A 14,092-nucleotide genomic window follows, 5' to 3' on the forward strand; every position below is an offset into this window, starting at 1 on the left:
GACAAAGTCCGCGGGAGGTAATATTGTCGCGACAAACGAGGGAGACCACGAGATGGCGACGACGGACGGCGTATGGCCGGACCACCTGTTCCACGATCTGGACCGCACAGGGCCGATTCCCCTGTACTTCCAGGTGTCGAGCAGGCTCGAGGCGGCGATCCGATCGGGCGAGATCCCGCCGGGTGCGCGCCTCGAGAACGAGATCGCGATCGGTGAGCGCCTGGGACTCTCTCGCCCGACCGTTCGGCGGGCGATCCAGGAGCTCGTGGATCGGGGCCTCCTCGTACGTCGCCGCGGAATCGGCACGCAGGTGGTGCAGGGGCAGGTGACCCGCCAGGTCGAGCTGACCAGCCTCTTCGATGACCTGCAGAGCACGAAGCACAGCCCCGGAACGACGGTGCTGCTGCACGAGCTCTCCCCCGCCCCCGAGAACGTCGCCGAGCACCTGAGCGTCCCAGCGGGCGCCGAGGTGCTGCACATCCGCCGCCGTCGCACCTCCGACGGCAGCCCCGTGGCGATCCTCGAGAACTGGTTCCCCGCCGATATCGCCGAGATCACCCGGGAGCAGCTGGAGGATCAGGGCCTCTACCAGATTCTGCGCAGTCGAGGCGTGACGATCCGCGTCGCGAAGCAGCGGATCGGCGCCCGACGGGCTCACGACGATGAGGGCAAGCTGCTCGACATCGATCGCGACGGGCCGGTGCTGCAGATGGAGCGCACCTCGTTCGACGGCGCCGGCCGCGCGATCGAGTTCGGAGTGCACATCTACCGACCCGATCTGTACAGCTTCGAGACCACGCTGGTCGCCAAGTAGCGCGACCGGCTCGCCCTCACCGCAGCAGCATGCTGATGGTGTTGCGGAGCGTCGAGGCGACGAGCTCATCGTCGAGCTCCGCGACCTTGTCGCAGAAGATCTCCGAGCAGTACCAGCTGTCGTACCCGGTGGAGCGGACAGCGTCCACCCATTCCTGCAGCGGGATGTCGCCCGCACCGGTCCATACGTTGCGAGAGACTCCCTGATCGGGGATCTCCCCCGCGGGCACATGCAGGCCGTCGCAGACGTGCACGGCCGCGATCAGATCGGCGGGCAGCGCCGCGACGTCCTCCGGCGCGTCGCCCGATGCCCAGAAGTGCCAGAAGTCCACACACAGCCTCACGTTCGCCCGGTCGATCCGCTCGAAGATCTCGAGTGCCTGCGACACGCGGTTGATCGGCGACCACGCCAACGGCTCCAGATACAGACCCACCCCGTGATCGGCTGCGATGTCCGCGGCGAGCGCGACCCGGTGAGCCGTCTCGGCCAGCGACTCGGCGTCCGTCAGGCCGAGCGAGCCGCGATAGCGCAGGTCGCCGGGCGTCAGCGTCCCTGCGCGAAAGTCCTTGACGACCTGCACGTCGACCGGCCCCGTGCACATCTGCACGAAGGGAGCGCCGATCACTTCGGCCACCTCGGCCAGCCGAGTGGCATCGCGGACGAACCGGTCGTGAGGTGCCTCCTGGATCGCTCCCACTCCCGAGACGGCGAACCCGTCGAGCGGACCCACGAGGTCGCGCGCCGTGTAGCCGGCGTCGAGGAACCGGAACAGCTTCGGCGTCTGCAACTCCACCGCATCGAATCCGGCCGACTTCGCGACGGCGATGTCTCGCAGGGTGGTGCCGTGGAAAGAAGCGGTGGAATTCATCGAGATCTTCACTTGCCCACCCTATAGGTCCGAATGTCAGAACATTCTATTGACTTCTTGCTAGGTGCTGGATACGCTCAGCGCACCAATGACGGTAGCCGGAACCCGCCGGCGCAAGAAAGGATCACGACGTCGTGACACTCACACACAGCTCCCGCACCGGGATGGCCCTCGTCGCCGTCGCCGTGTCGGCCCTCGCCCTGGCGGGTTGCTCCGCCGCCGCCTCCGACGGCTCGACCGACGCATCCAGCGGTCTCGAGAGCGGCTACGGCTCTCTCGCCGAGAACCGCAACGCCTACTTCTTCACCTACTACAACCCGGCGGGCGATCCCTTTTGGGCCCAGATCCTGCAGGGCGGCGAGGATGCCGCCGAACTCGGAGATCTGACGCTCACGCACCAGACCGCAGAGGGCGACCCCGACAAGATGGTCGACCTCGTACAGACGGCGATCGCCACCGACCCCTCCCTGATCTTCATGCCCTTCAACGAGGGCGAGAAGTGGGTGGGCGTCGCCTGCGACGCCGCCGAGGCGGGCATCACCGTGGTCGCCTACAACGTGCCGGCGCCCGAGTCGGCCGCAGACTGCGTCTCAGGCTTCGTCGGTCAGGACTTCTTCGAGGTCGGGGAGATCGTCGGCGAACGGCTCGTCGAAGAGGCAGGCCTCGGAAGCGGAGACAAGGTCCTGCTCCCGGCCGAAGAGCCCGAGCAGGCCTACGCGATCAACCGGGGCGGCGGCGTGCAGTCCTCGCTCGACGAGGTCGGCGCGAAGGGCGAGTTCCTGCGCACCTCGGGCAACGACGAGGAAGCGCTCAACTCCCTGACCGCCTGGCTCACGGCCAACCCGGATGTCGCCGCGATCGCTCCTCTCGGCGGCACCCCGCACCGGAACATCGTCGCCGCTATGGAGGCGGCCGGAGTGAAGGTGCCGGTCGTCGGCTTCGACACCTCGCCTCAGGTCGTCGCGGGCATCAAGAGCGGCGACATCATCGCGACCGCCGACCAGCAGGGGTACGTGCAGGGGTTCCAGTCCGTCACGCAGGGAATCCTCTACATCGACTTCGGCCTCTCCCCCGCCAACATCAACTCCGGCGGGCGCGGCCTGATCGACGAGTCCAACGTCGATCTGCTCGAGAACGACAAGCTCAAGGGCGTCCGTTTCTGAGAGCTCGACTCGCGGGGGCCGCAGCCTGGGGTGCGGCCCCCGCCTCCTTCTTCCTCACTTCCCGAAAGGCATGAGATGTCTCAGCCCACAGAAAGACCGCGCGAGCACGTCCTGACTGCTCCCGCCCCGACCGAGACCATCGTCACCGGGCGGATGCTCGGCGACAGCACCCCGCGGACGTTCGGCGATTCCCTCCGCGAGAGCATCCGCTACAGCCGAGGCCGCGGCGCACTCGAGATCGGCGTGATCGTCGCCCTGGTGCTCATCGGCTTCATCATCGCCGGCTCGGTGGCCCCCGCCGCCTTCCCCTTCCTCTCTGCGAGCAATCTGTCTGGAGTCATCTCGCAGAGCATCCCCGTGCTCGCGCTGCTCGGCCTCGGCGCCGGCATCCTGATGGTGGCCGGCGAGTTCGACCTCTCGCTCGGCGCGAACGTCGGCTTCACCGCGATCGTCTTCATCAACGTCTCCGAGAGTGTCGGCTGGGGCTGGGGCATCGTCGCCGGCCTCGCCACCTCCACCTCCATCGCCCTGATCAACGGACTCATCGTGGTGCTCACCCGCATCCCGTCCTTCATCGCCACACTCGGCATGGGGTTCTTCTGGGTGGGCGCGAGCATCTTCGTCAACGGCACCTCTCCCGCCATCCTCGTCGACGGCAAGGATGACGTTCTCGTCACAGTGTTCGCCGGCGACTTCGGCTTCTTCCGGTCGCAGTTGGTCTGGCTGGTCCTGATCGGCCTCGCCGCGTGGGCGTTCCTGCATCGCCACAAGCTCGGCAACCACATCTTCGCGGTGGGCGGCAACGCGTCTGCGGCCAAGGCGATCTCGATCAAGCCCAACTCCGTGCGCCTGCTGGCCTTCGGAGTCTTCGGCCTGCTCGTCGGTTTCGCGTCGATCCTGATCTCCGTCCGCACCGGCTCCATGCAGCCGGGCAGCACCGATGACTACACGCTCATGGCGATCGCTGCCGCCGTCGTCGGCGGCACCTCGCTCAACGGCGGTCGCGGGTCGGTCATCGGCATGATCATCGGCGCCGCCCTGATCCGACTCATCGAGAACGGCCTGATCCTCGCCAAGGCACCGGGCTTCTACATCCAGCTCTTCGTCGGCCTCATCATCGTGATCGCCGCCGTCTTCAACAAGCTCATGGAAGGCAAGGCATCATGACCTCCGATTACCTGCTGCGTCTCGAGGGCGTGACCAAGAAGTACGGTGCGAACACCGTGCTGAAAGACGTCTCGTTCGACATCGGCCGCGGCGAGGTCGTCGGCCTGCTCGGCGACAACGGCGCAGGCAAGTCGACCCTCGTGAAGATCATGTCGGGTGTCGTGCCGATGACCTCGGGGGCCTACTACTGGGACGGCGCCGCCGTGCCGACCGTCAACCGACCGACCACCGAGTCGCTGGGCGTCGAGACGATCTTCCAGGACTCCGCCCTCGTCGATCAGATGTCGATCACCCGCAACATCTTCATGGGCAGAGAGATCACGAACCCTCTGGGCTTCATGAAGCTGAAGCAGATGGACGCCATCGCGACGAACATCCTCGACACCGTCGTCACGATCGAAGGCATCAAGAGTTCGAAGCAGCTCGTCTCGTCGCTCTCAGGAGGACAGGCCCAGGCCGTCGCGATCGCGCGTGCGGTGCACTTCAAACGGAGCCTGCTCATCCTCGACGAGCCGACGTCGGCCCTGGCCGTGCGTGCGACCGAGGCTCTGCTCGACTACCTCCGTCACCTCAAGACCGAGGGCGTGAGCTCGGTTCTCGTCACCCACAACCTGCACCACGCCTACAAGGTCTGCGATCGGCACATCGTGATGAATCACGGCAGGAAGATCCTCGATGTGCGCCGCGAGGACACCAGTGTCGAAGAGCTGACCGCGGCGGTGGTCGAGGGGCAGATCGGGGTCGACCGCTTCCGCGCCGGAGTGGGCATCTGACCGGCATCTCAGAGGTGAGGCCCCGCACTGCAGTGCGGGGCCTCATTGCATCTCGATGACGTGCGACGCTATCTGAGGATCACCCGCCGTTGGACTGCCGGATGCCCTCCCCGTAGGCCTCGAAGGTGTGCACGAACCCACCGGCTGGGCCGCTGACCACCACGTAGCCATCCGTCGTTCCCGGCGCGATGGCGATGTTCGTCGCCGACTCGAGGCCCTCACCCGGCACGCGGATCGTACCGATCTGCTCTCCGGTCTTCGCGAACACCACGATCTCGGCCTTCTCGTGGAACATCTGATAGATGTTCCCCTCGGCGTCGACCGCGGTCGAGTCGATGCGTCCGATCCCGCCGTCGACGTGGATCGCGGGATACGCCGAGACGACGCGGGTGCGCGTCTCATCGAGGGCGAAGTAGTCGATCCGGTTCGCGTTGTACTGCGCGACCCAGAGCCCCGCATCCTCTTCGTCGAAGACGACGCCGTTCGGGGAAGGAAGGTCGCCCGCGAGGGTCGACGCCTGCCCGTCGGCGCCGATCCTCACCACACGCCCCGGGGTCTCCCACCCTGGACCGTCCATGCCGCGGGTGTCGGTCACGAACATCGTGCCGTCGGGATGGAACGTGATGTCGTCGGGCAACATCGCGATGCCGTCGACGTCGCCCGAGAAGTGCACCTGCGGGTCTTCTCCCTCCGCCGTGATGCTCACGACACCACCGCCGAGGAAGTCGGTGAGATACAGGCGCCCGTCGTTCGGATGGAACTGCGCCGAGGTGAACGCGCTCGTCTCATCGGTGAAGACCTGGTCGACGTCGCGCTCGTCGACGTCGACGCGCAGGACTTTCGCCTCCCCGGCGGGCGCCATCACGTCGACCATGAACAGCGACCCGTCTTCGTGAAAGGTCGGCCCCTCGAGCAGCGTCCCTCCGGTGAGCTCATGCGGCTCCGTCACCTGGAGCAGCTCTTCCGAGCGCTGTTCCGCAGCGGGCCCGTCCGATGGAGCGTCGGTCTGCGCCGCATCCGGAGCCGCCGGCGCGCACCCGACGAGCAGAGCCACCACACCGATCGCACCTGCCGCGGCCGCCAGCGCCGCCCTCACGCCGACACCCCGATCTCCGACGACTCGCGCACGCATTCGTCCGCATCGTCGACCACGAGCAGCTCCGCCATGTCTCCCGCACGCCACTCGCGCAGGAGTCGATGGAAGGCCACCGGCCCCGGGGAGTACGTGAGTCCGCCGATCGTGCGTGAGCCCTCACCGTTGTAGTAGCCCGGCGTGCACTGGGCCTGGAAGTCCGAGACGTCCCTCGAGGTCTCGGCAACAGTGCGGCACCAGGCATCCTCGGCCTCAGCGGTCGGCTCGATGCGGCGAGCGCCGACCCGCTCGGCCCGCTCGATCACCGCGGCGATGTGCGTCGCCTGCTCCTGAAGGATGTGCACGAAGTTCACCGAGTTCGCGTTCTGCATCGGTCCGAGCTGGAACAGATTCGGGAAGCCATGGGTGGTGAATCCGTGCAGCGTGCGCGGGCCCATCCCCCAGGCTTCGAGAAGGGCTCGACCTCCCCGCCCGGACACGGGCAGGGTGCCCGACACCACGCCCGAGACTCCGACATCGAATCCGGTGGCGAAGATGATGCAGTCGACCTCGTATTCTGCGTCGCCGACCACGATCGACGTCTCCGTGAGCGCCGTGATGCCGTGCGTGTCGGCCGTGTCGACGAGGGTCACGTTCGGGCGGTTGAACGCCTGCAGGTAGAGATCGCTGAACCCCGGCCGCTTGCACATGTACCGGTACCAGGGCTTGAGGGCGTCTGCGGTGGCGGGGTCATCGACGGTCGCATCCACTCGAGCTCGCAGAGAATCCATCTTCGCCGCATCGTCGAGCTCCTCCTGCAGCAGGCGGTCCTGCTCCGATACAGCACCGTCGACACTGCCGGAGAGGATGCTCCGTTGCAGCCGGTTCGTCGAGGTCCACCCGTCCTGCACGAGCGATTCGACGGGCTCGCCGGCCAGCACCTCGAGGAAGTTGTCCATCCGCTCGCGCTGCCAGCCCGGCGCGAGGGTGTGCGCCCAGTCGGGATCCGTCGGACGGTTGTCGCGCACATCGACGGTCGAGGGCGTGCGCTGGAACACCAGGAGCTCGCGTGCATGCTCGGCAAGGTGCGGGATCACCTGCAGCCCGGTCGCACCGGTGCCGACGACCGCGACGCGCTTGTCGGCGAGCTTCGTGAGATCCCCGTCGGCGGAGCCGCCGGTATAGGCGTAGTCCCAGCGGCTGGTGTGGAAGGTGTGCCCGGTGAAGCGCTCGATCCCCGGGATGCCGGGGAGCTTCGGCTGCGTCAGGGTTCCCGAGGAGGTGATCACGTAGCGCGCGCGGAAGACATCACCGCGGTCGGTCTCGACGACCCACTCGGATGCATCCTCATCCCAGGTCAGCCCGGTCGCGCGCGTGTGGCCGACGAAATCGCGGTAGAGGTCGTAGTGTTCCGCGATGCGCACGGCGTGCTGACGGATCTCCTCGCCCGGCGCATAGCGCCTGCTCGGGATGTATCCGGTCTCTTCGAGGAGCGGCATGTAGACATACGATTCGATGTCGCAGTGGATGCCGGGGTAGCGGTTCCAGTACCAGGTTCCACCGACGTCACCCGCCTCGTCCATGAGGCGAACCGAGCCGATGCCGGCGTCTCGCAGCCCCGCACCGGTGAGCAGCCCGCCGAAGCCCGCCCCGATGACCAGTGCCTCGACGCGATCCCGCAGCGGCTCGCGCTCCACGCGTGGCGTGTACGGGTCCTTGGCGTAGTAGCCGTACTCGCCGAGAGTCGACCGGTACTGGGTCGCCCCGTCGGGGCGGATGCGCCGATCGCGCTCCTGCGCGTACTTCTCCCGCAGTGCCCGCAGACGCGCGACCTGCTCCTGGGTGGCCTGTGCCTGGTCGGTCATGGTTCCGTCCTCCTGTCGCCGGGGCTCGGGCGCAGGTCGACGCGAACTGGGGACGGCGTGAACCTGAACCCGACACGACCCCGGATCGGTTCCTTCCCAGAAGGTTAGCTCGAAGCTAAGTAAATATCCCTGGGAATCGCCTCGGAGCGCGTTACGGTACTGAGGTGAGCGATGACCGGAGGCGTGCGGAGGCATTGGAGAACATCGATGCCCTCACGCTTGCGGTATCGGTGCGCTCGCTTCCCCGCATGATCGGCTCCCTGCTGAGCACGCAGCTGACGATCCAGCAGCTCAAGGTGCTGACATCCATCGTCGTGTCCGACCACAGCACGATCAGTGGCCTCGCATCGACGTTCGAGGTCTCTCTGGCCACGATGTCGAAGCTCGTCGAGCGGCTCGTCGACCAGGGGCTCGTCGAACGACTGACGGATGCAGTCGATCAGCGTGTGCGGCGCCTGGTGCCCACGGCTCTCGGGCGTGACGTCATCGGGAAGATCATGGCGGCGCGCCCCGAGATGGGCGCCGACATCCTCGACGGGCTGACGATCGACGAGCTGGAATCCCTCGCCCTCGGCCTGCGCGCGATCAATCGGGAGCTGCAGGCCGCGGCGACGCACGACGATTGATCCACGCCGTCAGCGGGCGCCGGAGAACCCGCCCGCGCCGGCGAAGGATCCGGGTCCTGCTGCCCGCGTCGTCCCGTCGGGGAAGACCACGGTCGCGCGACTCCCTGCCGGGATGTCCGCCTCGACCACCAGCTCGTCCCCCTCGACGCGCCACTCCACGCGGATCCGCCCCTGCGGAGTGTCGAGATGTCCCTTCGCCCAGCTGACGCCGCCGCCGGGGAGCGGCGCGATCGTGAACGCCTCCCACGCGGCCGAGTCCGCATCCTGACGCAGCCCGAGGGTGTGCGTGTGGAGGAAACGGATCACCGCACCCTTGCTGTAGTGGTTCAGCGACTCGTGGGCGACGCCCTCGTCGTCGATCCCCTCCCAGTCCTCCCAGATGGTCGTCGCTCCCCTGTCGATCATGTACATCCACGAGGGAGCGCTGCGCTGGAAGAGCAATTCGTAGGCGACGTCGGCGTGCCCGCTGTCGGCGAGAACCGGCAGCAGGTCTCCCGTCGAGAGGAATCCGGTGCCGAGATGGGTGCCGGCGTCGCGGATGAGTTCGACGAGGCGCTGCGCAGCGGTGGCACGAAGCGATTCCGGGATGAGACCGAACGAGAGCGCCCGCACATAGGCGGCCTGGGTGTCCTGCGCCGTACGCCCGTCGTCCGTGACGAACTCGGAGCGCCACGCGTCGAGCACGCGCTCGGCGATCGCGGCATACTTCTCCGATTCGCCCGTGCGACCGAGTACGGCCGCGGCATCCGCCAGGATCCGAGTCGAGCGATACAGGTAGGCGGTGCCCACCTCTCCCTTGTCGGCCATGAACCAGGCCATCGGGTTCATCTTGATCGGATCCAGGCGCGAGCCGTCCTCCGCCTTGGCGACGGGCTCGGTCCATTCCCCCCAGTGGAACGTGCCGTCCCACAGATACTCCTCGTGCGACTGCGGCTCGGCCGAACGCTCGACGCGGGAATGATGCCGATTCGCGCGCGCGGCCCCGAGCTCCCACTCCACCCACCGCACCATCGCGTCCCAGTTCTCTTCGAGAACGCGAACGTCGCCGTATGCGGTGTACATCTCCCAGGGGACGAAGGTGATCGCGTCACCCCACCCGGAGGAACCCGTCATCATGGCGAACTGGTCGTCGAGCTTGTGCTTGATGCGACGGCCGTCGGGCGAGAAGTTCGCGATCCGACCGTCGTCGAGCTGATCATCACGCACCGACTGCAGCCACTTGCGAGTGAACCCGAGCACGTCGTACAGGCGCGCAGCGGTCGGCGCGAACACCTGGTAGTCGCCCGTCCACGCCAGGCGCTCACGGGTCGGGCAGTCGGTCGGCACATCCACCGCGTTGCCGCGGAAGCTCCAGTCGGCGATGTCGTGCAGCCGGTTGAGGTCGGGATCACTCGACTCGAAAGATGCGGTGCGACGCAGATCCGTCTGCACGATGCGCATCTGCGCCGTCGTCGGGTCGAACGGAGCGCCTTCGCGCGTGACCCGCGCGTACTGGAAACCGTGAACCGTATGACGCGGCTCGAAGATCTCTCCGCCTCCCGCGGAGACCACTTCGTCGTGCTGCACGAACACCACGTCAGGCTCGCCCGGCTTGGTGGAATCGAGGTGTGCGGTGCTCACGTCACCGTCGGGCCCGACGTACTCGCCGTAGTCGATAACCGTGCGCGTTCCCACCGGGCCGAGATCGGTGAGCCGCAGCCAGCCCGAGGCGTTCTGACCGAAGTCGAGCACCCAGGTGTCGTCCGCGACATGATTCGCGATCACCGCGTCGCGCGTCTCGACGACCCGGATGGGCGGAGCCGGCGACCACGAGATCGACGGACCTTCGACCGCGCCGACGATCACGGCTTCCGCAGACCCGGCATCCGCACGGAAGTCGGTCGTCTGCCCGTCCATCAGGTCGGCGCGGATCACTCTGGACCGAGCGCTGGTCCAGTCTCCGTCGGTGCGGATCACCGGTCGCGAGCCGTCGGAGAGCTCGAGGTGCAGTTCAGCTCGCGCTGCGAGAGTGGTGCCCCACCCGGCCGGCAGACGGAACGCCCCGACCTGCCCGCGGTACCAGCCGTCGGAGAGCTCGATCTCGAGCGAGTTCGCGCCATCGGTCAGCAGGCGTGTCACGTCGGCAGCCTGGGCGTAGAGGGTGCGGTCGTAGGACGTCGACCCCGGCGACAGCTCGGCCGTGCCGACCCGCTCGCCGTTGATGCGAGCGTCGTAGACGCCGAGTGCGGTCGAGTACAGCCGCGCCGAGACGATGCCACTGGCGTCGAACGCGTGAGCGAGCGCGTGTGCACCCCGCGCGCCGTATCCGGGATCGTCGAGCTCGACCGGGCTGATCCACTCGGCGGTCCAGTCCGCGTCGAGCAGTCCGCACTCGAAGGATGCCCAGTCCGACGATTCCGAGACTGTGTCGCCGCCCACAGCGCGCACCCGCCATCGCACCCGCTGACCGCTGGACAAGGGGCGCCATGGCCACTCGATGAAGAGGTGTGCGCCGGACTCGAGGGACACCGGGGCCTGACGTTCGCCGTCGACGACCGCCTCGAGCTCGAACCCGGTCTCCGCGCCCGCCCCGATCGGAACGGTGAACGACAGCCGGGGCGTTGCCTCCGAGACGGTGAACTCGTCGCCCCCGCTGTCAATCCGCAGGTCATACGGCGCAGTGGGCACGGATGACGGGTTCGATGCGAGCGTCATCTCAGCGCACTCCCTTGACCTTGAACATGATGATGAGACCGCCGACGAGCGCGAACACCGCGCCGATCAGATACAGCAGCGTGTAGTTCTTCTCGGCTCCCACCGCCCCGATCGTGATGATCAGCGGCGCGATCAGCGGAGCGATCGCACTGGGGATCTTCTGGGCGAAAGCGACGACCGCCATGTAGCGGCCGGACTCGGCGCGATCGGGGATGATCGCGTAGACGATGGCCTGGTCGACGGTGGCGAACACCGCGATCGCGAGCTGCATGAGCACGGCGCCGATGATCAGCTGCGGCAGCGACCATGCGAAGGCCTCGGCGAGCGCACCGCCGATGAAGATGAACGCGGCGATCAGCACGAAGAGTCGACGTCGCTTGAGCTTGTCCGAGAGGAAGCCTCCGAGCAGCGCACCACCGGCCGCGGCGACGACTCCGAGCATGCCGACGGTGGCGACGACGCCCGCGACCTCGCGCACCGGCAGGTCGAGACGCTGGGCGTAGAAGAACGTGCCGAAGGTCGTGTTGAAGTAGAGGCCGATGAAGAACACCATGCGGCCGACCCAGTTCCAGGCGAAGTCCGGGTACTTGCGAGCGTTGAAGCCGTAGCCCGCGATGACCTTCTTGAGCGTGACGCTCGAGTCGACGACCAGGTCCTTCGAGCTGCCCTCCTTCTTGAAGGTCGGGAGCAGGACGAGCAGGACCACGCCGATCACGGCGGGAACGAAGAACACGAGGAAGGTGCTGTACGACACGGCGTAGGCGATGCCGATGCCGAGCACCGGCGCGACCTGCGTCATCAGACCGGTCAGGGCCGAGACCTTGCCGCGCTGCTCCTCGGGCAGCTTGTCGGCCTGCAGAGTCTGGATCGCCGCGCCAGCGGTCGACCAGCCGGTCATGGCGACGACCCAGCCGGCACCGACGAGCAGCAGGTTGGGGGCGAAGCCGATGATGACCGCGCCGACGATGCCGAGCGCAGCACCGAGGAACAGGAACGGCGTGCGTCGACCGAAGCGCGACCGGGTGCGGTCGCTCCAGATGCCGATCATGGGGCTGAGCACGAGGAAGATGAGTTGCGCCGTGCCGGTCACGTAGCCGAGCACCTCTTCATGACCGGGGGCGAGCTCGGTGATGCGCAGCGCGAGGCCGTAAGCCAGCGGCACCATCATTGCGATGGATGCACCGAAGTTGGCCAGCATCAGGCAGAAGATGTATCCGCCACTGACCTTGGCGGTCGGCTCGGAGCCGACGGGGGTTCCTTCCAGCGGAGCGCCGTCAGGCGTGTTCCCGCCTATCGGCTGTGCCGCAGCGATCGAGTCGATCGTGTCGCTGCGGTCGAATTCACTCTTGGTCACCTGGACTCCTTCATCGTTCAGTGATCCGCGGCGCCCGTCAGTGGGCGTCCTTCGCGAGATGTGGTCGAAATCCGTTTGGCAACCGATTGCGATCCTGAGCGATAGTAACCACTTTGGTAACAGAAGGCAAAAGTGAGAGAGTGAGAACATGACGTCGCCGCTGACAGCCGAGCCCTCCCCGCGCCGCCGAGGACAGAGTGCTTCCACCCCGGCGAGACGCGCCGAGATCGTCGAGGCCGCACTCGCGAGCTTCGCCGAACACGGCTACGAACGGGCGTCACTGCGCGACATCGCCAGTCGCGCCGGCCTCACCCACGCGGCGCTGCTTCGCCATTTCTCCGGCAAGGAGGAACTGCTGCCGGCGGCCCTCGCCCAGCGGGAGGAGCACGAGGAAGACCTCGCCGCTCGGATGATGACGACACGTGTTCCCGGTGAGCAGATACTCAGCGCCGTGCTGGCCGACGAGTTCGCGCACCCCGACTTCCAGCGCAATTGGATGGCGCTCACTGTGGCCGCCACGAATCCCGAGCACCCGGCCCATGAGTTCTTCCTCGGACGACGCGAGCGCATGCGTTCTCGCTTCACGGACGGCCCCCTGCCCACCAAGGAGGACGAGCTGCTGACAGCGGACGAGAAGATCACCCTCGTCCTCGCGATGGTCGACGGTCTCCGTATTCAGGCGCTGCTCGACCCGTCGCGAGATGCCCTCGGGCTGCTGGCGACCTTCATGAAGCTCATCGCCGCCCAGCCGCCGGCCGAGTCGTCGAAGAGCGGCCAGTGAGCGAGCGCCCGCTCAAGGCGATCCAGCAGATCCAACTCGGCACTGTGCTGTCGACCGAGCAGCAGGCACGCGAGACGCTGGGGCTGCTCGAGCGTGCCGGGTTCGAGGGCATCGAGCTGAACGGCTTCATGACCCGCCCGACGCCCCTGTTCGTTCGGGCGCTGACGAGAGCATCCGGGATGCCGGTCGGCCGCGGCGGCCGACTCGATTGGCCGGAGCTCATTCGCAGCACATCACTGAAGGTCATCGGCCTCCACGAAGACCTCGGCGCTGTCGAGCGCGAGCCGGACGCCGTGATCTCCAGAGCGTCGAGGTTCGACACCTCTCACGTCGTCATCACCGGGATGCATCGGTTCGACTACACCGACGAGGCACAGGTGCGAGATCTCGCCCTGCGCCTCAACGCTGCGGGGCGAGTACTCGCCGCCGGCGGCGTCTCCCTGCTCTACCACAATCACAATGTCGAGTTCCGTCGTCTGCCCTCGGGCCGCACGGCATTCTCCGCCCTCATCGCAGAGACCGATCCGGCCGCCGTCAACTTCGAATTCGACTGCTATTGGCCGACCGCGGCAGGTGTAGACGCCCTCGCTCTCATGCGTGAGCTCGGCGAGCGTGTCGTGCTGTGCCACATCACCGACCGCGGCACCCGCCGCCGAGGATCATCGCTGACCCCGATCGACAAGGCGGATGCCGTCGAGCTCGGCCTCGGGAACATGGACATCCCCGCGTTCATCGAGCAGGCGAAACGCGCGGGAACCCGGGCTGTGATCCTCGAGACGCACCGCAATTGGATCGAGGGGTCGCCGATCAGGAGCTTCGAGACGAGCGCGAAGGTGCTCAATCGCCATCTCGGACAGCGTTCGCCCCATTGACCGACAGCGTCACCGATTCCGCCGAGGCAGGATCATCGGTCGC

12 protein-coding genes are annotated in these 14,092 nt (G+C 67.1%); 7 read left to right on the forward strand and 5 right to left on the reverse strand.

What is annotated here, in order from left to right; translation table 11 throughout:
• Positions 1-52: 52 nt before the first annotated feature.
• The gene (locus tag ACZ5Y9_RS15635; protein WP_215169499.1) at positions 53-814 is read left to right on the forward strand and encodes a GntR family transcriptional regulator; all 762 of its coding nucleotides are present in this window, start codon (positions 53-55) and stop codon (positions 812-814) included.
• A 16-nt stretch (positions 815-830) separates the two neighbouring features.
• On the opposite strand, the gene ACZ5Y9_RS15640 is transcribed toward ACZ5Y9_RS15635, so the two are convergent.
• The gene (locus tag ACZ5Y9_RS15640; RefSeq protein WP_394194514.1) at positions 831-1,694 is read right to left on the reverse strand and encodes a sugar phosphate isomerase/epimerase family protein; all 864 of its coding nucleotides are present in this window, start codon (positions 1,692-1,694) and stop codon (positions 831-833) included.
• Positions 1,695-1,816: 122 nt separating this feature from the next.
• Here ACZ5Y9_RS15640 and ACZ5Y9_RS15645 point away from each other — a divergent pair, with 122 nt between their 5' ends.
• From ACZ5Y9_RS15645 to ACZ5Y9_RS15655, 3 genes are all read left to right on the forward strand, one after another.
• A complete protein-coding gene (locus ACZ5Y9_RS15645; RefSeq protein WP_157534334.1) occupies positions 1,817-2,845 on the forward strand; it encodes a substrate-binding domain-containing protein in 1,029 nt (342 codons plus the stop codon).
• Positions 2,846-2,920: 75 nt separating this feature from the next.
• Entirely contained in the window at positions 2,921-4,012 is a 1,092-nt protein-coding gene (locus ACZ5Y9_RS15650; RefSeq protein WP_464471776.1) for an ABC transporter permease, read from the forward strand.
• Positions 4,009-4,785, forward strand: coding sequence for an ATP-binding cassette domain-containing protein (locus ACZ5Y9_RS15655; protein ID WP_464471777.1), 777 nt, complete (start codon positions 4,009-4,011; stop codon positions 4,783-4,785). Before ACZ5Y9_RS15650 ends, ACZ5Y9_RS15655 begins: the two co-directional genes overlap by 4 nt.
• A 79-nt stretch (positions 4,786-4,864) precedes the next feature.
• Here the strand turns inward: ACZ5Y9_RS15655 and ACZ5Y9_RS15660 are convergent, their stop codons facing one another.
• Entirely contained in the window at positions 4,865-5,881 is a 1,017-nt protein-coding gene (locus ACZ5Y9_RS15660) for an SMP-30/gluconolactonase/LRE family protein (protein WP_464471778.1), read from the reverse strand.
• Positions 5,878-7,722 (reverse strand): flavin-containing monooxygenase, encoded by a 1,845-nt coding sequence (locus ACZ5Y9_RS15665; protein WP_464471779.1) that lies wholly within the window; start codon positions 7,720-7,722, stop codon positions 5,878-5,880. The genes ACZ5Y9_RS15660 and ACZ5Y9_RS15665 overlap by 4 nt, the downstream gene beginning before the upstream one ends.
• Before the next feature lie 164 nt (positions 7,723-7,886).
• Between ACZ5Y9_RS15665 and ACZ5Y9_RS15670 the strand changes: the two genes are divergently transcribed.
• Positions 7,887-8,348, forward strand: coding sequence for a MarR family winged helix-turn-helix transcriptional regulator (locus ACZ5Y9_RS15670; protein WP_464471780.1), 462 nt, complete (start codon positions 7,887-7,889; stop codon positions 8,346-8,348).
• 9 nt (positions 8,349-8,357) lie between these two features.
• On the opposite strand, the gene ACZ5Y9_RS15675 is transcribed toward ACZ5Y9_RS15670, so the two are convergent.
• Both ACZ5Y9_RS15675 and ACZ5Y9_RS15680 read right to left on the reverse strand, forming a co-directional pair.
• Positions 8,358-11,042 (reverse strand): family 78 glycoside hydrolase catalytic domain, encoded by a 2,685-nt coding sequence (locus tag ACZ5Y9_RS15675; RefSeq protein WP_464471781.1) that lies wholly within the window; start codon positions 11,040-11,042, stop codon positions 8,358-8,360.
• Position 11,043: 1 nt separating this feature from the next.
• Complete coding sequence (locus tag ACZ5Y9_RS15680) at positions 11,044-12,396, reverse strand: MFS transporter (protein ID WP_464471782.1); 1,353 nt, start codon at positions 12,394-12,396, stop codon at positions 11,044-11,046.
• A 148-nt stretch (positions 12,397-12,544) separates the two neighbouring features.
• Here ACZ5Y9_RS15680 and ACZ5Y9_RS15685 point away from each other — a divergent pair, with 148 nt between their 5' ends.
• Positions 12,545-13,177, forward strand: coding sequence for a TetR/AcrR family transcriptional regulator (locus ACZ5Y9_RS15685; RefSeq protein WP_464471783.1), 633 nt, complete (start codon positions 12,545-12,547; stop codon positions 13,175-13,177).
• The gene (locus ACZ5Y9_RS15690; RefSeq protein ID WP_464471784.1) at positions 13,174-14,049 is read left to right on the forward strand and encodes a sugar phosphate isomerase/epimerase family protein; all 876 of its coding nucleotides are present in this window, start codon (positions 13,174-13,176) and stop codon (positions 14,047-14,049) included. Before ACZ5Y9_RS15685 ends, ACZ5Y9_RS15690 begins: the two co-directional genes overlap by 4 nt.
• The last annotated feature ends 43 nt before the right edge of the window (positions 14,050-14,092 follow it).

The sequence above is a fragment of the Microbacterium sp. T3-8 genome (assembly GCF_055398145.1).

Excerpts from the sequence above, each read along its gene's own strand:
- ACZ5Y9_RS15635 (WP_215169499.1), top strand. The coding sequence starts at position 53 with ATGGCGACGACGGACGGCGTATGGCCGGACCACCTGTTCCACGATCTG.
- ACZ5Y9_RS15675 (WP_464471781.1), bottom strand. The coding sequence starts at position 11,042 with ATGACGCTCGCATCGAACCCGTCATCCGTGCCCACTGCGCCGTATGAC.
- ACZ5Y9_RS15665 (WP_464471779.1), bottom strand. The coding sequence starts at position 7,722 with ATGACCGACCAGGCACAGGCCACCCAGGAGCAGGTCGCGCGTCTGCGG.
- ACZ5Y9_RS15655 (WP_464471777.1), top strand. The coding sequence starts at position 4,009 with ATGACCTCCGATTACCTGCTGCGTCTCGAGGGCGTGACCAAGAAGTAC.
- ACZ5Y9_RS15685 (WP_464471783.1), top strand. The coding sequence starts at position 12,545 with ATGACGTCGCCGCTGACAGCCGAGCCCTCCCCGCGCCGCCGAGGACAG.
- ACZ5Y9_RS15650 (WP_464471776.1), top strand. The coding sequence starts at position 2,921 with ATGTCTCAGCCCACAGAAAGACCGCGCGAGCACGTCCTGACTGCTCCC.